Below are 19727 nucleotides of genomic sequence, written 5' to 3' on the forward strand. Positions count from 1 at the left end.
TACAATTATTTTTTTGAAAATATAGAAAAAGAGCTATCGCTAGCGGATTTTTTTACCCGCTATTGCGACAGCTCCATGTTATTTTAATTTTTACTATTAATAGCTTCATTTAATACATGAATTTCTTCCTCTGATAAATCATATCTTGATATTCCCTTATCTATAGGCTTTGCATAAGTTGTACTATCATGTCTAGAATATATTCCTGTTATAATAACACCATCATTAAATGAATCTAATATCGCTACTGAGAAACTTAAGTCACTTCCAACATCCTCAAAAGCTTTATATCTCATAATAGCAATTTTATTTACGCAACCTTTCATTTCTTCAGAAATTGCTTTACATTCATTAATAGCTAGCTCTGATTGTTCAAGTGCTTTTCCAATATTATCTAAGTTATCATTTAAAGCTTCTTCTAAATTTTTATTATTGACACCACGCATCATCTTTCTATACTTTTTTTCAAGTTTATTTACAGATGATAATAATATCATTGTCATTATAAATAATAATAATGTGATTATTGATAATCCTATTATTATAAAGATTGAATATTGATTAATTATATTTATTATGCTGTCCATCTTCTGCATCTTCCCTTCAAATGTTTCACGTGAAACATTTATAAATTAATTATCTCTAGTATTCTTTGCAAATCCTCTTCAGAATAGTATTCAATCTCAATTTTCCCTTTATTATTTTTATTAGTTATATTAACCTTAGTTCCAAAATAATTTTCTAGTCTTTCAGTTAAATCTTTATAATAAGGATTATTTTCTTTTCGAGATTTACTTTTAGATCGACCAGAATTATCTTTTAACTTTCTAATCTGCATTTCTAATTCTCTTACTGATAGCTTATCATCAATAACATTTTGAGCTAATTCACATTGAAGCTTACTATCAGTAATAGCTAATAAAGCTCTTCCATGCCCTTCAGATATAACCCCTTCAATAATATATTGCTGAACATCATCACTTAAATTTAATAATCTTAATGTATTAGTTATAGCAACACGTGATTTTCCAATTCTTTTACTTAATTGCTCTTGAGTCAAACTAAAGTCATTTATCAATTTTTTATATGCAGTAGCTTCTTCTATAGAGTTTAAGTCTTCTCTTTGAATATTTTCAATTAAAGATATTTCTAATACTTGCTTTTCAGTTAATTCCATTACTACAGCAGGAACTTCTTTTACTCCTATTGTTTTAGCAGCTCTCCATCTTCTTTCCCCAGCAACAATTACATATTCACCCTTATCTTTTTTTAATATTAAAGGCTGTATTATTCCATTGCTTTTTATAGATTCCGCTAATTCCATAATTCTTTCGTCATCAAATCTTTTTCTTGGTTGACTATCATTATTTTTAATTAAATTAATATCAATTAATGTATATCCTTCATTTTTAACTTCTGTTTTAGGTTCTTTTTTATCTAAAATCATAGTATCTTCAGGTATAAGAGCATTTAGACCTTTACCCAACCCAAATTTTTTGCTCATGTTTCTCAACCCCTTTATTGCTTACTTAAAAACTCTTTCGCAAATTTTTTATATGCTGCAGCGCCTTTGCACTTTTCATCATAAAGCATAATAGGTAATCCAAAACTTGGTGCCTCTGCCAATCTTATATTTCTAGCAATAGTCGTTTCATATACCTTATCATTGAAGAATTTTTTTGCTTCCTCATATACTTCATTACTCAAATTAGTTCTATAGTCATACATAGTCATTACTACACCTTCTATATCAAGAGACTTATTTAATGATTTTTTAACTAATTGAACTGTATTAATTAATTGACCTACACCCTCTAATGCATAGAATTCACATTGTATTGGAATCAGTACTGAATCAACAGCAGTTAATGCATTTATTGTTAAAACACCTAATGATGGTGGGCAATCTATGAATATAAAATCATATTGATCTTGTATCTTAGATATTTCTCTTAAAAGAATAGTTTCCCTATCCTTTACTCCTATAATTTCAACTTCTGCACCTGCTAATTCCATAGTTGATGGTGCTATGTATAAATTAGGAATTAATTCACTCTTAATAATAACATTTTCTAAAGAAGTATCAGCAGTTAATACATCATACATAGAATATTCTAAGTTTCTCTTGTCTAATCCTAAACCGCTAGTTGTATTTCCCTGAGGATCAATATCTATTGTTAATACTCTATAGCCCTCCATTGCTAGAAAAGCACATAAATTTATATTAGTAGTAGTTTTTCCAACTCCACCCTTTTGATTAAAAATACAAATTTTTTTCATAAAAAGTCCTTATTAAGGACTTCACCCCCTTCCCATATGTATATTATATATATTTTCTTGTAATAGTTAAAGATAGTGTTATTAAAAATAAGATGAAATTTAAGTTAATTATTATTTCACGTGAAATATTTAATAAAAAATTTTTCTTAGTAAATGTTTCACGTGAAACATATTATAAAAAGGCACTCAAAATAAAGCTTGAGTGCCTTGAAAATCTTATTTGTTTTTAGGTATAGAAACTGTTATCTCAATACATTCTTCCTTATCTTGAAGTTTGTATTCAGCTGGAATATTAAACTTATTTAATACTTGCTTTATAGTATTAACATATAACTTCCCAGGTAAAACCCCTTTACCTTTTCTCTTTTTCATTTGTTCACCAGCTAATTTTAATAACTCAGTATTAATTAGCTCTTCAGTTTTCTTTACATTTAAAGAATTTGCTATTACTTTTTTCACAACCTTTAATTGTAATTCTTCATTTGGTAAACTTAATAACGCTCTTGCATGTCTTTCCGTTAGATTATTTTCAAGACATAAAATTCTTACTTTATCGCTTAGCTTTAATAATCTCAATTTATTAGCTATTGTTGATTGTTTTTTACCCATTCTTTTTGCTAATTCTTCTTGAGTAAACTTATGGTCATTAATTAAATTGTAATATGCTTCAGCTTCTTCCATGAAATTTAAATCTTCTCTTTGCAGGTTTTCTAATAATGCTAATTCTGCTGATTCTGTATCTGTAATATCAATTACATTACACGGTACAAATTCAAGTTCTGCCATTCTAGCGGCTCTCCATCTTCTTTCCCCTGCTACTAATTCAAATTTATCTCCCATTCTTCTAACTGTAATAGGTTGAATTATACCATGTTCTATAATCGATTGGCTTAATTCATTTAGTGCTTCTTCATTAAAAAACTTTCTTGGTTGATATGTATTTGGAAAAATACTCTCTACCTTTATGTTCATTATTTCTTTATTCATATTTGTACGACCATCCCTCACAATTTGTTAATCAACATTTAGTTCCATATTTTAACAATTCCGCTTTTTCTTTTTTATTTCCTTCTATATTCTTATAGTTTTGTAAGACAAATCATTATATTATTTTTTATTTCATATGGTACCCTACTATATATAATTTGTTTTATTCTATAATGGCTTTTTAGTAATTGTTCCTGCTTTTCTTGGATAAGTCTTAGGACATGGTTTTATTTTTTCAACCTCTACAATATTATGTTTTAAGTCAGTTTCTTCAATAGAAACTTCTATTATTCCCTTTAACTCTCCACCTAAAGTTTTTATTGCATTACCAGCATTTTTAAGTTCTTCATCTATAGAAGGCCCTTTTAAGGCTACAAAATATCCACCTTTTCTTACATATGGCATACAGAATTCAGATAAAACAGCCATATTAGCTACAGCTCTTGAAGTTGCAACATCAAATTTCTCTCTTAATTCTTGTTTTCTAGCCCCATCTTCAGCTCTTGAGTGAATAGTTGTAACATTTTTTAACCCAAGTTCTCTTACTACTATATTTAAATAATTAATTCTCTTATTTAATGAATCTAAAAGAGTTACTTCTACATTTGGATTCATTATTGCTATTGGTAATCCTGGAAAACCAGCTCCTGTTCCAACATCAATTATATTCCTAGCATTCTTAATTGCATCAGACTTAAATGCTTTAATACAGTCTATAAAATGCTTTTTTATAACTTCCTCATCTTCAGTTATAGCTGTTAAGTTAATTTTCTCATTCCATTCTTGAAGAAGTCTCATATATTTAATGAATTGCTCATATTGTACTTCTGTTAATTCTAATCCTACTTCATTAGCAGCTTCTTTCATTAAGTCAAAAAATTTCATTTTATTCCTCCACTTTATTCTTCTTATATTGATGTTCTAAATAAATAAGTAATACAGATATATCTGCTGGAGAAACTCCTGATATTCTTGAAGCCTGACCTATACTTACAGGTCTTATTGAACTTAATTTTTGAATAGCTTCAACTCTTAATCCCTTTATATCATTATAATCTATATTTTCTGGTAATAGCTTCTTTTCGAACTTCTTAAATTGCTTAACTTGATCCAATTGACTAGCTATATATCCTTCATATTTTGCTATTATATTTACTTGTTCCCCAATATCATCTGTATAATTAGGTCTTTCTAAATCTAATGGTGCTAACATGAAATAATCTAATTCAGGTCTCTTGATTAATTCATACATGCTAATAGGTTTCTTTAATTCTGTAGAATTAAGACTAACTAAGAATTCATTATTTTCTCTCTTATTAGTTATTTGTAAATTCTTTAATCTTTCAACTTCACTTTCTATATTAGCTTTTCTATTTAAGAATCTATTATATCTTTCGTCTGTTACTAACCCTACTCTTCTTCCTATTTCAGTTAATCTAAAATCTGCATTGTCTTGTCTTAATAACAATCTATATTCAGCCCTAGAAGTCATCATTCTATAAGGTTCGTTTGTACCTTTTGTAACTAAATCATCTATTAAAACTCCTGCATATGCATCAGAACGAGTTAATATCATTGGCTCTTCACCTTTAATCTTTAAAGCCGCATTAATACCTGCTACTATCCCTTGTGCAGCAGCCTCTTCATATCCTGAACTACCATTTAATTGCCCTGCTCCATATAATCCTTCTATTGTTTTAAACTCTAATGTTGGCTTTAATTGCATAGGATTAATTGAATCATATTCAATTGCATATGCAGTTCTTAAAAATTCAACATTTTCAAGTCCATCTAATGTTCTATACATCTTAATTTGAACATCTTCTGGTAATGATGAAGACATTCCACCTACATACATCTCTAATGTATCTTCACCTTCAGGTTCTATGAATATTTGATGTCTATTCTTATCAGGGAATTTCATAACCTTATCTTCTATAGATGGGCAATATCTTGGTCCTACCCCTTCAATACTTCCGTTATATAAAGGTGATCTACCTATATTTTCTCTTATAATATTATGAGTTTCCTCATTAGTGTAAGTTAACCAACAAGAAATTTGTTCTCTTTCAATATTATCATTCATGAATGAAAATGGTACTATCTTTTCATCACCTGGTTGTTCTATCATCTTAGAAAAATCTACGGACTTTCTATTTATTCTTGCTGGTGTACCAGTCTTAAATCTTCTCATTTCGATTCCAAGATCCATTAAATGTTGAGTTAATTCATTAGCTGGTGCTAAACCATTTGGTCCACTATTATAAATAACATCACCAATTATTACTTTTGCTCTTAAATATGTACCTGTTGTTAAAATTATTGCTTTACATTTAAAAAATGCTCCATTTTTAGTTAAAACACCAACAACTTTACCATCTTCTATATCAATATCAATAACTTCAAGTTGTCTAACCTCAAGATTCTCTTGATTTTCTAATACACTTTTCATTCTGTTTTGATATTTTTTTCTATCTGCTTGTGCTCTTAATGAGTGTACTGCCGGTCCTTTAGAAGTATTTAGCATTCTTGATTGAATAAATGTTTCATCTATATTAACTCCCATTTCTCCACCAAGTGCATCAATTTCTCTTACTAAATGTCCTTTAGCTGTACCTCCTATATTAGGATTACATGGCATTAATCCGATTGCATCAAGATTTATTGTGCATACTAATGTCTTTAATCCCATTCTAGCTGACGCAAGTCCTGCCTCACATCCTGCATGACCAGCACCAACTACAACTACGTCGTATTCTCCTGCATTATATCTCATTTCTATACTCCTACTTTCCTACACAGAAATCTCCAAATATTTTATTTACTAAGTCTTCTTCTAATTCATCACCAGTGATTTCATTTAAAGCTCTTAGTGCTGAAGTAACAAAAATAGATATTAAATCTAAATATTCGTTCATTCTTACTTTACTTAATGCCATTTCAGCATTTTCTAATGCTCTAAATAAAGCTTGCTTATGTCTTGAATTAGATATAATTAGACTTTCTGTATCAATTTTTCCACTAAAGAATAGTTCTTTTATGGTTTCTTTTAAATCACTTAATCCTATTTCTTCCTTAGCTGATATCTTGATTATGTTCTCAAAGTTGCTTATTACATTTTCATCTATCTTACATTCTAAGTCTATCTTATTTAATATAACAACACACTTCTTATCTCCAACAGAATCAATAATTTCTTTGTCCTCATCATCTAATTCTCTTGAAGAATCAAGTACTAATAATACTAAATCAGCTTCTTGAATTTTTTCTCTTGATCTTTCAACTCCAATTTTTTCTACAACATCTTCAGTTTCTCTAATCCCTGCTGTATCTATTATTTTGACAGGAATTCCATCTAAATTTATGTACTCTTCTATAATATCCCTTGTTGTTCCAGCAATATCAGTTACTATTGCTCTTTTTTGTCTTAATAAGGCATTTAATAGTGATGATTTACCTACATTAGGCTTACCTACAATCGCTAAGCTTAATCCTTCTCTTATTAGCTTTCCTTCATCTGCACTCTTTAAAAGTCCATTCATTTCACTTATAGCCTTTTCTAAACTTTCTCCAACCTTTAATGGTATACTTGGATCTATTTCTTCATCATCTTCTGTAAAGTCAACTGCAAACTCAACTAAAGCTAATATATTTAACATATACTCTCTTAATCTATTAATTTCTTTCGATAAATATCCATTACTCTGCATTAATGCTGATTTCATTGCTAAATCAGTTTTAGCAGTTATTATATCCATAACAGCTTCAGCTTGAGATAAATCAATTCTACCGTTTAAAAATGCTCTTTTTGTAAATTCTCCTGGTTCTGCAAGTCTTGCTCCAGCCTTTATTACTGTTTCTAAAACTTTATTAGTTGAAACAACTCCACCATGACAATTTATTTCTATTGTATCTTCTGCTGTAAAACTCTTAGGTCCTTTCATAAAACTAATTATCACTTCATCAATAAGCTCATTAGTTTCTCCATCATAAATATGTCCATACTTCATTGTATAAGATTTCATATTTCTAATATCATCATTGCTTTTAGGCTTAAATATCTTTGATGCTATATCTAATGCTTTATCTCCTGATATTCTAATAATTGCAATACCACCTTCACCTAAAGCAGTAGCTATAGCACATATTGTATCAAATTCTTTCATTCTTAATCCTCCGGATTTTCCGTTTTTAATTATTATGCCCTATTTTCGCTATTATTCATTTTACATAACTATTTTATATAAGTCAAAATTCTAAAAAAATAATAAGAGAAGACTTAAAAAAGTCTTCTCTTATTATTTTTTGAAACTTATTACTATTCTTCTAAAAGGCTCTTCACCTTCACTATATGTGTTAATATCATTATATTCTTGTAACGCTGAATGAATAATTCTTCTTTCATATGGGTTCATAGGTTCTAATTTGTAAGGTCTTTTAGATTTTCTTACTTTATAAGCAGCTTTTTGAGCAACTCTTACTAGAGTTTCTTCCCTTTTGCTTCTATAATTTTCTGCATCTAATACGACTCTCTTGTAAGGATTTTCATGATTCTTATTTATTACTAAAGAAACTAAATATTGAAGCGAATCTAATGTTTCACCTCTATACCCTATTACTAATCCCATCTTATCGCCACATAAATTAATATTTACAACATCATTTTCTTCTTTAATATTAATATCAGCCTTTATATTCATAGAATTTAATACATCAGTTAAAAACTTTTTTGCATTATCTATACTATCAGGCTTTTTAGTTACCCTAACCTTTGCTGGCTTAGCTCCTATTAGGTTAAATAAACCCTTACTACCCTCATCAATTATCTCAACATCTACATTTTCTTTTGTAAGCTTTAATTCATCTAATGCATTTTTTAAAGCTTCATCAACCGTTTTACCAGTCATTTCTATTGTTTTCATACCCTATTCACCACCTATAAAATATGATAATTATCTCTTTTTAGTTTTTGGTGTAGATTTTTTAGCTTTTTGAATTTTAGCTTGCGCCGCCTTTTCTTCTTCAACTTTTTTCTTTTTCATTGCTGGACGATAATTTAAGAAATATGTTTGAATTAATTGAATTATCCCACCAGTTATCCAATAAATTATTAATATTGGTTGGAATTGAAGAGACATGAATCCCATCATACCTGACATAACAATATTCATAGTACTCATATTCATTCCGCCTTCTTGCTGAGGCATTGATTTACTTAATAATAATGATGGTATATAAGTACTTAATGCTGCTAATATAGCTAGTATTATAGAAACAAATCCAATCCCTTTTGGATAAGCGAATATATCTGGTATGAATAAGAACGATGTATCAGCCCCAGGTGTTGCTGTTATAGTTCTAAATACCCCATATAAAGCAAATAATATAGGTAATGGTAATAATGTTGGTAGACATCCACCGAACATACTAACATTGTTTTCTTTCATTAATTTAGAAGTTTCTAATTGTAACTTCTGTGGGTCATTTGCATACTTCTTTTGAAGTTTTTGCATTTCTGGTTGTATTTCTTGCATTTTTGCATTCGATTTTGTTGCTTTAATATTAAGAGGTAATATTAATAATCTTATAATTGCTGTAAAAAGCACGATTGCTAATACATACGAAATCCCTTCTGCATGTTCTGGTACCCCTAATGCAATAATCATATTATGTAAAGCATCGAACATTTTCGTCATTACATTTACAATTGCATTCCACATTCTAATAGCCTCCTTATTTTACCGGATCATATCCCCCATTTTTGTTAAAAGGATTACACCTTAAAATTCTCATTATAGATAAAAATCCTCCTTTAAGTACACCATATTTAGTAATTGCCTCAACTGCATACTGTGAGCATGTAGGAACAAATATACATCTTCTAGGTCTCATAGGAGAATAATATTTTTGATATAGCTTTATAATATTTAAAAGCAATTTTTTCATTTTAAATATATTCCTGCCTTTTTCAATAAGTTTATCATAGCTGCTTCTACATCGCTATATTTTTTTTCATTAATAGCACTTCTAGCTACAAAAACAAAATCATATCCAGTCTTAATGTCTTTAACATTTAACCTATAGCTTTCATATATTAATCTTTTACTTCTACTTCTTACTACACTATTTCCAACTTTTTTACTTACAGAAATTCCTACCTTATTATATAATTCATTTTCTTCATTAATATTCTTCTTATTATTAAAAACATATAGAACTAATAATTTATTAGCATAAGACTTTCCTCTTCTGTAAACAAGTCTAAATTCTGTATTCTTTCTTAATTTGTATATCATAAGTTTTAATAAACTCTCCTTAAAATACCTGCATGTGCAGAAAAAAGGCCACAAAGTGCGGCCCTTATGCTGTTAATTTTTTTCTACCTTTTTGTCTTCTTCTCTTAAGAACAGTTCTTCCTGAAGCAGTGCTCATTCTCTTTCTGAAACCATGTTCTTTTTTTCTTTGTCTCTTTTTTGGTTGGTATGTCATGAACATTCGAAATACACCCCCTTTGAGTGATTTATTTATAGTAAAAACTATATTTCTCAATTTAAAGTTACCTTATCATTATATATATTTACCTTTTTACTGTCAATATGAATTAAATTCCGCAAAACTGTTGATAATTTTATTCACAGGTTAAAATTTGTGGATAACTTATTGATAACTTATGTAACTATATGATATTATTAAGTATAAGTGTGAATAAAAATGTGAATAACTTAACTTATCCACAATTGTGGATTAATCTGTGTATAACTTGTTCAATCTTTCTTATTAACTCTATAATTACGTAGTTATTATTATCAAAACTAGGGCTTTTATTCGCTGTTAATAATATCTATGTTTATAATATCTAAAATTGTGGATAACTATAATGTAATTATATTATCTACATAAATTGTTAACATGTTATTAATTTTATCAACTTTATCAACATAATCATTTTTTTGTTAATAACTTTGTTGATATCTTGTTAATAATTTTTTAAAATTTCTTTTTTTGGAGGATAGCTTAAATGGAAACTGAGCTTAAAGAATTGTGGGAAAAAACCCTAAACATAATAAAAGGCGAGTTAACTGAGGTTAGTTTTAACACTTGGATTAAAAGTTGCGAGCCAATATCCATGTCATCAAATACTATCATAATCAGTGTTCCGAATTCCTTCACTCAAGATATATTAGAAAAAAGGTATAAAGATTTAGTTATAAATTCAATCGAAGCTGCTTGTTCAAAAACATATAATTTAGATTTTGTTATAGCATCTGAAATACAAGAAGCGGAAGAAAAAAATGAAACAAATAAAAATACTAATAAAAATGATGGAATTGCTGTTACTGTAAATGACGAAATGTCTAGTACATTAAATCCAAAATATACTTTTGATTCATTTGTAATAGGTAATAGTAATAGATTTGCTCATGCTGCATCTCTTGCTGTTGCTGAATCTCCAGCTAAAGCTTATAATCCTCTTTTCATTTATGGAGGCGTGGGACTAGGGAAAACACACTTAATGCATGCAATTGGACATTATATTCTTCAAAATAATCCAAATGCAAAAGTTGTTTATGTTTCATCTGAGAAATTTACTAACGAACTGATAAATGCAATAAAAGATGATAAAAATGAAGAATTTAGAACTAAATACAGAAGCGTTGATGTCTTATTAATAGACGATATTCAATTTATCGCTGGCAAGGAAAGAACTCAAGAAGAGTTTTTCCATACTTTTAATACATTGCATGAAGCAAATAAACAAATAATTCTATCATCAGATAGGCCCCCTAAAGAAATTCCTACTTTAGAGGATAGATTACGTTCAAGATTTGAATGGGGTCTTATTGCTGATATTCAAGCACCTGACTTTGAAACAAGAATGGCTATTTTAAAGAAAAAGGCTGATGTAGAAAAGCTAAATGTTCCTAATGAAGTTATGGTATACATAGCTACTAAGATAAAGTCTAACATTAGAGAACTTGAAGGTGCATTAATTAGAATTGTAGCATATTCATCTTTAACAAATCGTGAAATTACTGTTGATTTAGCTACTGAAGCTTTAAAAGATATAATTTCAAATAAGCAAAATAAAAGCATTACTATAGATCTTATTCAAGATGTTGTAGCTGCTTACTTTAATTTAAGAGTTGAGGACTTGAAATCACAGAGAAGAACAAGAAACGTAGCATATCCAAGACAGATAGCTATGTATTTAAGCAGAAAACTTACAGACATGTCATTACCTAAAATTGGCGAGGAATTTGGTGGACGTGACCATACTACTGTAATTCATGCTTATGAAAAAATATCAGAAAGCCTAAATAAAGACGAGAGCTTAGAACACACAATAAATGATATAACAAAAAAGTTAACTCAAAAATAATCAACAACTGTACATAATAACTAGTGAATAGTTTGTGGATAAGTCATTTATTCGTCTTTGGCTGTGAATACTGTGGATAAGAGTATGATTTTGTTACCGACTTATCCACAGTATTTTTTGCATGAATTTTATTGAAAAATAAGGGCTGGAGGTACTTATCCACATATCCACAGCCCTTACTACTACTATTATTATATTTATTATATATATATTATCTATTTAAATTGCATAATTCTATGTGCATAACTGTGTATAACTTAGGAGGTAAGATTATGAACATAATATGCTCAAAGCAAAAATTACAAGATGGAATTTCTATCGTTACAAAAGCTATAACAGGAAAAACTACTATGCCTGTATTAGAAGGTATTTACATTCAAGCCACTAAAGAAGGTCTAACATTAATAGGATCTGATATGGATGTTAGTATCGAAACAAAAGTAGAAGCTGAAGTATTAACAGAAGGTAGTATTGTAATTGATTCTAAGATTTTCTCTGAAATAATAAGAAAATTACCAAATTCAGATGTAAAAATAGAAATAGCTGAAAATGATTTAGTTCAAATTACTTGTGAAAAGTCTGTTTTCAATGTTGTTTATATGAATGCAACTGATTATCCAGCGTTACCAAGCATCAATGAAGACCTTAATGTAGAAGTACCACAAAACTTATTAAAAAATATGATAAAAGGAACTTCTTTTGCAATAGCTCTAGATGAAGCTAGACCAATATTACAAGGGATACTTTTTGAAGTTAAAAATAAAGAGCTTAATTTAGTTGCATTAGATGGATATAGATTAGCTGTTAGAAGTGAATTGCTAGATGTTGATGATAACATCGAAGTTGTTATACCAGGAAAAACTTTAAATGAAGTTTCAAAAATATTAGAAGATAATGCTGATATTGTAAAAATCACTTTTACTAACAATCATATTTTATTTAATATTAATAATACAAAAATTATATCTAGATTATTAGATGGTAAATTTGTAAATTATATTTCTCTTTTACCTCAAGAATATAAATTATTAGTGAATGTTAAAAAACAAGAACTTCAACAAGGTATTGAAAGAGCATCACTAATGGCGAAAGACGGAAATAGCAATTTAATAAGATTAGATGTACAAGAAGATACTTTAGTTATCACTTCTAATTCTCAATTGGGAAAAGTAAGAGAAGAAGTTAACATAAATCTGCAAGGTGAAGGAATACAAATTGCATTTAATTCAAGATACTTATTAGATGTATTGAAGAATATGGAAGAAGATGATGTGGTTATTGAAATGACTTCAAGTGTTAGTCCATGTGTAATAAAAGGAAAAAATAGCAATAATGCTAAATACTTAGTTTTACCAGTAAGACTAGTAAGATAGGAGGAACTTGTATAAAACTTGAATAATTATACAAGAAGCGTTATGAATAAAATAGAAATTACAACAGAGTTTATTAAATTAGATTCATTTTTAAAATTTTCAGGTGCAGTATCTATGGGTTCAGAAGCTAAAATGTTAATTTTAGATGAGCTTGTTAAAGTTAATAATGAAATTTGCACTCAAAGAGGAAAAAAATTATATAAAGGTGACATAGTTGAATTTAATGGGGAAAGTTACGAAGTAGTCTAAAGACTATTTTTCCCAGAGTGCTTAACCTTATTAAGTTTAATATGTTATAATTAAAGGTGTTTAAGATGTTTATTAAAAGATTGCAAATGCTTAATTACAGAAATTATAATGTATTGGATATAAGCTTAGGTCCACATGTTAATGTTTTTATGGGCGATAATGCTCAAGGAAAAACTAATATATTAGAGGGTATATACTATTGTGCTTTTGCAAGGTCTCATAGGACATCAAAAGACAGGGAACTTATTAATTGGAATGCTGATAATGCACTTTTAAGTGTTTCTGTTGGTAGAGAGAGATTGGATAAGAGAATAGATATAAGCATTCTTAAGGACGGAAAAAAAGCAATACAAATTAACAAGATTAAAATTAAAAAGATCGGTGAATTATTCGGAAATTTTAATGTTGTTATGTTTTCTCCGGAAGATTTAAAGATAATTAAGGATTCTCCCGGTGTAAGAAGAAAATTCATAGATATGGAGTTGTGTCAATTAAATCCTAAATATTATTATAATCTTGTTCAATACAATAAAGTTTTGAATGAAAGAAACAGCATATTAAGAAATCGAAATATAAATAAAGATATTTTAGAGGTATATGATATGCAATTGGTTGAATTTGGATATAATATAATAATGGAGAGATTAGAATACATTAAAAAGCTAAATAAGTATTCTGAAAAAATACATTCAGACATAACTTCAGGAAAAGAAAAAATTGAATTTAGATATACTAGTACTATTAAAGATTTAGAAAATATAAAAGATAATTTTTATGCACTATTAGAAAAAAATAGAGTTAGAGATAGCGAGAGAGGAATTACCTCTGTAGGACCACATAGAGACGATTTTATAGTCTTAATTAATGATATTGACACAAAAAGCTATGGGTCTCAAGGACAACAAAGAACTGCTGTTTTAACTATTAAATTTGCATCTTTAAAAATCATTAAGGAGCTTACAGGAGAACACCCAGTTTTACTTTTAGATGATGTACTTTCTGAATTAGATTTTAGTAGGAAGAGATATATATTAAGTACAATAGGAGATATCCAAACAATTATTACATGTACTGGAATTGAAGATTTATATGAGTATTTGGATGATAAATCTAAAGTTTTTAAAGTTAAGGATGGAGAAATTCTTAACTAAAGGAGGAGTTCTTATGTTTTTACACTTAGGGGAAAATGTAGTAGTACCAATAAAAGATGTAATTGGTATATTTGACTTACAAACATCAATGTATAGTTCAGATACAATATCATTTTTGAGAATGGCTGAAGAAGACGGATTTGTTGAAAGAATTTCAAGGGAAAGTCCTAAATCATTTGTTATAGCGGAAGTTAATAAAATGAGTAAGGTGTATTTATCACCTATTTCATCATCTACTTTAACTAAGAGAACAAATATTGATTATAATCCATAAGTCCAATATTTAGCCTTCATAGTTAAAAAAATTAAAAGTATAAGGAGGAATTTATGTTGGAAGAGAATAAGCAAAGTTATGATGAAAGTCAGATTCAGGTTTTAGAAGGCTTAGAGGCTGTAAGAAAAAGACCTGGTATGTACATAGGTAGCACGAGTTCTAGGGGTCTTCATCATTTAGTATATGAAATAGTTGATAACAGTATAGATGAGGCATTAGCTGGATTCTGTAAAAATATAGAAGTTGCAATAAATGAAGATAATTCAATTACTGTAGTTGATGATGGTAGAGGTATGCCAGTTGGAATTCACCCTAAAATGGGTAAAGCTACAGTTGAAGTTATAATGACTGTTTTACATGCTGGAGGAAAATTTGGAGGCGGTGGATATAAAGTATCTGGTGGTCTTCATGGAGTTGGTGCTTCAGTAGTTAATGCATTATCTGAATACTGCGAAGTTACAGTTAAAAGAGAAGGTTTCATATGGCAACAAAAATACTCAAGAGGAAATGTTTTATGTGATTTAACGAAGATTGGTGAATCTGATGAACATGGAACTAAGGTATTATTTAAACCAGATCATGAAATTTTTGAAGACACTGTATTTGATTTTGAAGTATTAGCAAGTAGATTAAGAGAATTAGCATTTCTTAACAAAGGAATTGCAATTACTTTAACTGATAAAAGAGAAGGTGAAGAAAGAGTTGAAAAATTCCACTATGAAGGTGGGATAAAAGAATTCGTTTCTTACTTAAATAGAAATAAAGAAGTTTTACATGAGTCTCCTATTTATGTTGAAGGTGAAAAAGATGGAATAATAGCTGAAATTGCCCTTCAATATAACGATGGATATAATGAAAATCTATATTCTTTTGCTAACAATATAGATACTATTGAAGGGGGAACTCATTTAGCTGGATTTAAAAGTGCTTTAACAAGAGCAATAAACGATTATGCTAAGAGATTTGGTCATATTAAAGATAATGATAAGAATCTATCTGGTGATGATGCAAGAGAAGGTCTTACAGCTGTTGTTTCTGTTAAGATATCTGAGCCTCAATTTGAAGGTCAAACTAAAACTAAGTTAGGAAATTCAGAAGTTAGAGGTGTTGTTGATTCAATAGTTGCTGAAGGTGTAAGTATTTTCTTAGAAGAAAATCCTGCAGTAGGTAAGATTATAATAGATAAAGCATTAATGGCAGCAAGAGCTAGAGATGCAGCTAGAAAAGCTAGAGAACTTACAAGAAAATCAGTTCTTGAAAGATCTACACTTCCAGGTAAATTAGCAGATTGTTCATCTAAGGATCCAATGGAATGTGAAATTTATATAGTCGAAGGGGATTCAGCCGGGGGTTCAGCAAAGCAAGGAAGAAATAGAAAATTCCAAGCTATTTTACCTTTAAGAGGTAAAATATTAAATGTTGAAAAACAAAGATTAGATAGAATACTTAATTCAGACACAATCAGATCTATGATTACTGCATTTGGTGCAGGAATAGGAAAAGATTTTGATGAAGCAAAATTAAGATACAATAGAATAATAATAATGACCGATGCCGATGTTGATGGTGCTCATATAAGAACTTTATTATTAACATTCTTCTATAGATATATGAGACCACTTATAGATGGAGGTCATGTTTATATAGCACAACCACCATTATATAAAGTTAGCAAAGGTAAGAGAGAAGAGTATGCATATACGGATGAAGATCTTGATAAGATTTTAGAAGAGTTTGGTGGAAAAGATAACTCAATAAACATTCAAAGATACAAAGGTCTTGGAGAAATGAATGCTAATCAATTATGGGATACAACAATGGACCCAGAACATAGAATTCTTTTAAAAGCAACTGTAGAAGATGCTATTGCTGCTGATGAAATATTCACTATATTAATGGGAGATAAGGTTGAACCAAGAAGAGAATTTATTCAAAAGAATGCTAATAAAGTTAGCAATTTAGATATATAGTACTAAATATTTAGTATTAGTTGAGGTGAGTACATGAACTTAAACGAGGGAAAATTTATACATGTAGATATAAATAAAGAAATGAAAAGATGCTACATTGATTATGCGATGAGCGTAATTGTTGGGCGTGCTCTTCCAGACGTAAGAGATGGTCTTAAACCAGTTCATAGAAGAATTCTTTATGCAATGCAAGAGTTGGGCTTAGAGCCTAATAAGGGATACAGAAAATGTGCCAGAATAGTTGGGGAAGTTTTAGGTAAATATCATCCACATGGTGATTCATCAGTTTATGATGCATTAGTAAGAATGGCTCAAGATTTCTCAATGAGATATATGCTTGTTGACGGTCACGGTAACTTCGGTTCTGTTGATGGAGACAGTGCAGCGGCAATGAGATATACAGAAGCTAAAATGAATAAAATTGCAATTGAAATGCTTAGAGATATTAATAAGAATACTGTTGATTTCATGCCAAACTTTGATGGTGAGGAACAAGAACCAGTAGTGTTACCTTCAAGATATCCAAACCTTTTAGTTAATGGATCTTCAGGTATAGCAGTTGGTATGGCAACAAATATTCCTCCTCATAACTTAGGTGAAGTTATTGATGGAACTATAATGTTAATAGATAATCCTGAAGCTACAGGATTAGATATTATGACATGTATAAAGGGACCTGACTTCCCAACAGGTGGAATAATAATGGGTAAATCAGGTATAAGAGCTGCATATGAAACTGGAAAAGGGAAAATTGTAGTTAGATCTAAAACTGAAATTGAAGAGGAAAATGGAAGACATAGAATAATAGTTACAGAAATTCCATACCAAGTTAATAAGGCTAAACTTATAGAAAGCATTGCTGACTTAGTTAAAGATAAAAAGATTGTTGGAATTTCAGATTTAAGAGATGAATCTGACAGAGACGGTATGAGAATAGTAATAGAATTAAAGAAGGATGCAAATCCAAATGTTGTTTTAAATCTATTATTTAAGCATACAAAGATGCAGGATACTTTTGGTATCATTATGTTAGCTTTAGTAAATAATGAGCCTCAAGTCTTAAATTTAAAAGAAATATTAAGTAACTATATTAGTTTCCAAAAAGAAGTTGTTACTAGAAGAACAATATTTGAATTAGAAAAAGCACAAGCGAGAGCTCATATTCTTGAAGGATTAAGAATAGCTTTAGATAATATTGATGAAGTAATTAATATTATTAGAGGATCAAAAACTAGTGAAATAGCTAAGAATACATTAATCGAAAGATTTGGATTATCTGAAAAACAAGCTGTTGCTATCTTAGAAATGAGATTAAGAAGATTAACAGGCTTAGAAAGAGATAAAATTGAAGAAGAGTATGCTGAGTTAATGAAACTTATTGGCTATTTAAATTCAATTCTTGCAAGTGAAGAAAAATTATTAGGTGTAATTAAAGAAGAATTACTTGAAATAAAGGCAAGATATAACGATGAAAGAAGAACTCAAATAGAAAAAGTTGTTAATGACATTGATATAGAAGATTTAATTCAAGAAGAAGAAACTGTTATTACACTAACTAACTCAGGATATATTAAGAGAATATCAGCTGATACATATTCTGCTCAAAGAAGAGGGGGAAGAGGTATTCAAGCAATGTCTACAAAAGAAGATGATTTCGTAGAACATGTTTTAGTTACTTCGACTCATTCAGATGTATTATTCTTTACTAATAGAGGTAGAGTATATAAGAAGAGAGCATATGAAATTCCTGATGCTGGAAGAACAGCAAAAGGAACTAATATAATAAATCTTATTCAAATAGAACAAGATGAAAAAATAGAAACTGTATTAACTGTTAGAGATAATATTGATGAAGGATATTTATTCATGGCAACTAAGCATGGATTAGTTAAGAAAACACCTTTATCAGAATTTAAGAACTTAAGAAAGAGTGGACTAATAGCTATTAACTTAAGAGAAGGTGATGAACTTCTTAAGGTTAAGGTTACAAGAGGAGATGCTGATATTATAATAGTTTCTCAAGAGGGTAATGCAATTAAGTTCAATGAACAAGATGTAAGACCTATGGGAAGAACAGCATCAGGAGTTAAGTCTATGAACTTAAGAGAAAATGATATAGCTGTTTGTATGGATATAGCAGTTGATGAAGAAGATTTATTAGTAATTAGTGAGAATGGATTTGGTAAGAGAACTCCATTAACTGAATATAAGAGACAAAATAGAGGTGGAGTAGGTCTTATTACTTATAAGATAAGTGAAAAGACAGGTAAGGTTGTAGGTGCTACTGTTTGTAAGCCAGAAGATGAATTAATGCTTATAAATACAAGTGGAATTGCAATTAGAATAAATGTATCTGATATATCAGTAACCAGTAGATCTGCTATGGGAGTTACTTTAATGAGAACTACTGAAGAAGAAAAAGTAGTTGCTGTTGCTAAGATAGCAAGTAATGGAGAAGAAGAAAGTGATGAACAATTAACATTAGAAGCATGTGCAGATAATGAAGTGATTGAAGAAAGCAATGATACTAGTTTAGATAGATTAGTAGAAGAAGCTCAAAAAGAAGATATAGAAGAATAAAATATTAAATATATTTAATTATGTTAAGTGATAAATTACAAATAATAGATTTGTAATTTATCACTTTTTTTATATAAAGTAGAACATAATGCAAAAAAATATATGTACTCTGTGCCTAGTGTATCAATAGTAGAAAAATAAAGTAAAATAAATAAAATAAGAGAAAAATAAATATAATTTAATTTAAATCAAAAAAAATAAAAGATTAATATTTATGTTAATGTTAAGATAAAACACGTCGCTGATGACAAATGAACAAAACAAACGAAAGTTGTTGAATGAGTTTATTTTGAAGTGACAATAAATAATTCATTACCCAATAAAATGTCAAAAAAACTTTTTTAAAAAAAGTTGTTGACAAGGAAAAAGAGTAGTGATAAGATAAAGAAGTCGCTTGAGGGCGACGGAGTAAATGGTCTTTGAAAATTGAACAGAATATAGTTAAAGTAAACCAGCAATTCTTTTGAGAGTCTTAAAACAAAG

19 protein-coding genes are annotated in these 19727 nt (G+C 29.1%); 7 read left to right on the forward strand and 12 right to left on the reverse strand.

The features are described 5' to 3' along the window. Positions 1-83: 83 nt before the first annotated feature. The 12 genes from HCG70_RS15925 to rpmH form a co-directional block, all read right to left on the reverse strand. Positions 84-587 carry a DUF4446 family protein gene (locus HCG70_RS15925; protein ID WP_042397225.1) on the reverse strand — a complete coding sequence of 168 codons (504 nt, stop codon included), beginning with the start codon at positions 585-587 and terminating at the stop codon, positions 84-86. Positions 588-625: 38 nt separating this feature from the next. Continuing rightward, complete coding sequence (locus HCG70_RS15930) at positions 626-1504, reverse strand: ParB/RepB/Spo0J family partition protein (RefSeq protein ID WP_042397221.1); 879 nt, start codon at positions 1502-1504, stop codon at positions 626-628. 14 nt (positions 1505-1518) lie between these two features. Next, complete coding sequence (locus tag HCG70_RS15935; protein WP_042397219.1) at positions 1519-2280, reverse strand: ParA family protein; 762 nt, start codon at positions 2278-2280, stop codon at positions 1519-1521. 216 nt (positions 2281-2496) lie between these two features. Beyond that, positions 2497-3267 carry a nucleoid occlusion protein gene (gene noc / locus HCG70_RS15940; protein WP_042397216.1) on the reverse strand — a complete coding sequence of 257 codons (771 nt, stop codon included), beginning with the start codon at positions 3265-3267 and terminating at the stop codon, positions 2497-2499. 168 nt (positions 3268-3435) lie between these two features. Then, positions 3436-4152: a 16S rRNA (guanine(527)-N(7))-methyltransferase RsmG gene (gene rsmG / locus HCG70_RS15945; RefSeq protein ID WP_042397213.1), complete on the reverse strand. Its 717-nt coding sequence runs from the start codon at positions 4150-4152 to the stop codon at positions 3436-3438. 1 nt (position 4153) lies between these two features. Beyond that, on the reverse strand, positions 4154-6043 hold the full coding sequence (mnmG, locus tag HCG70_RS15950; protein ID WP_172676196.1) for a tRNA uridine-5-carboxymethylaminomethyl(34) synthesis enzyme MnmG: 1890 nt from the start codon (positions 6041-6043) through the stop codon (positions 4154-4156). 10 nt (positions 6044-6053) lie between these two features. Then, positions 6054-7433, reverse strand: coding sequence for a tRNA uridine-5-carboxymethylaminomethyl(34) synthesis GTPase MnmE (mnmE, locus tag HCG70_RS15955; protein WP_042397208.1), 1380 nt, complete (start codon positions 7431-7433; stop codon positions 6054-6056). Positions 7434-7565: 132 nt separating this feature from the next. Then, entirely contained in the window at positions 7566-8189 is a 624-nt protein-coding gene (gene jag / locus HCG70_RS15960) for an RNA-binding cell elongation regulator Jag/EloR (protein WP_042397204.1), read from the reverse strand. Between the two features lie 30 nt (positions 8190-8219). Continuing rightward, positions 8220-8987, reverse strand: a complete 768-nt coding sequence (gene yidC, locus HCG70_RS15965; protein ID WP_042397200.1) for a membrane protein insertase YidC — start codon at positions 8985-8987, stop codon at positions 8220-8222. Positions 8988-9000: 13 nt separating this feature from the next. Next, positions 9001-9213: a membrane protein insertion efficiency factor YidD gene (gene yidD, locus HCG70_RS15970; RefSeq protein WP_042397196.1), complete on the reverse strand. Its 213-nt coding sequence runs from the start codon at positions 9211-9213 to the stop codon at positions 9001-9003. After that, the gene (gene rnpA / locus HCG70_RS15975) at positions 9210-9563 is read right to left on the reverse strand and encodes a ribonuclease P protein component (RefSeq protein ID WP_042397193.1); all 354 of its coding nucleotides are present in this window, start codon (positions 9561-9563) and stop codon (positions 9210-9212) included. The genes yidD and rnpA overlap by 4 nt, the downstream gene beginning before the upstream one ends. A gap of 64 nt (positions 9564-9627) precedes the next feature. Continuing rightward, complete coding sequence (gene rpmH / locus HCG70_RS17855) at positions 9628-9762, reverse strand: 50S ribosomal protein L34 (protein WP_032116814.1); 135 nt, start codon at positions 9760-9762, stop codon at positions 9628-9630. A 523-nt stretch (positions 9763-10285) separates the two neighbouring features. On the opposite strand from rpmH, the gene dnaA reads away from it, so the two are divergent. The 7 genes from dnaA to gyrA all read left to right on the forward strand — a co-directional run bounded on the left by dnaA (position 10286) and on the right by gyrA (position 19244). Then, positions 10286-11647 (forward strand): chromosomal replication initiator protein DnaA, encoded by a 1362-nt coding sequence (dnaA, locus tag HCG70_RS15985; RefSeq protein ID WP_042397186.1) that lies wholly within the window; start codon positions 10286-10288, stop codon positions 11645-11647. Positions 11648-11919: 272 nt separating this feature from the next. Further along, positions 11920-13020 carry a DNA polymerase III subunit beta gene (dnaN, locus tag HCG70_RS15990; protein ID WP_042397184.1) on the forward strand — a complete coding sequence of 367 codons (1101 nt, stop codon included), beginning with the start codon at positions 11920-11922 and terminating at the stop codon, positions 13018-13020. 42 nt (positions 13021-13062) lie between these two features. Continuing rightward, on the forward strand, positions 13063-13269 hold the full coding sequence (locus HCG70_RS15995; RefSeq protein WP_042397456.1) for an RNA-binding S4 domain-containing protein: 207 nt from the start codon (positions 13063-13065) through the stop codon (positions 13267-13269). Positions 13270-13334: 65 nt separating this feature from the next. Continuing rightward, complete coding sequence (recF, locus tag HCG70_RS16000) at positions 13335-14420, forward strand: DNA replication/repair protein RecF (protein WP_042397181.1); 1086 nt, start codon at positions 13335-13337, stop codon at positions 14418-14420. A gap of 13 nt (positions 14421-14433) precedes the next feature. Continuing rightward, the gene (gene remB, locus HCG70_RS16005; protein WP_221698000.1) at positions 14434-14694 is read left to right on the forward strand and encodes an extracellular matrix regulator RemB; all 261 of its coding nucleotides are present in this window, start codon (positions 14434-14436) and stop codon (positions 14692-14694) included. A gap of 53 nt (positions 14695-14747) precedes the next feature. Next, positions 14748-16664 carry a DNA topoisomerase (ATP-hydrolyzing) subunit B gene (gene gyrB / locus HCG70_RS16010; RefSeq protein ID WP_172676195.1) on the forward strand — a complete coding sequence of 639 codons (1917 nt, stop codon included), beginning with the start codon at positions 14748-14750 and terminating at the stop codon, positions 16662-16664. Positions 16665-16697: 33 nt separating this feature from the next. Next, positions 16698-19244 carry a DNA gyrase subunit A gene (gene gyrA, locus HCG70_RS16015; protein WP_055277830.1) on the forward strand — a complete coding sequence of 849 codons (2547 nt, stop codon included), beginning with the start codon at positions 16698-16700 and terminating at the stop codon, positions 19242-19244. The last annotated feature ends 483 nt before the right edge of the window (positions 19245-19727 follow it).

Origin of the sequence: Clostridium sp. K04 (assembly GCF_019734375.1) — a bacterium.
Lineage (GTDB): Bacteria > Bacillota > Clostridia > Clostridiales > Clostridiaceae > Clostridium > Clostridium saudiense.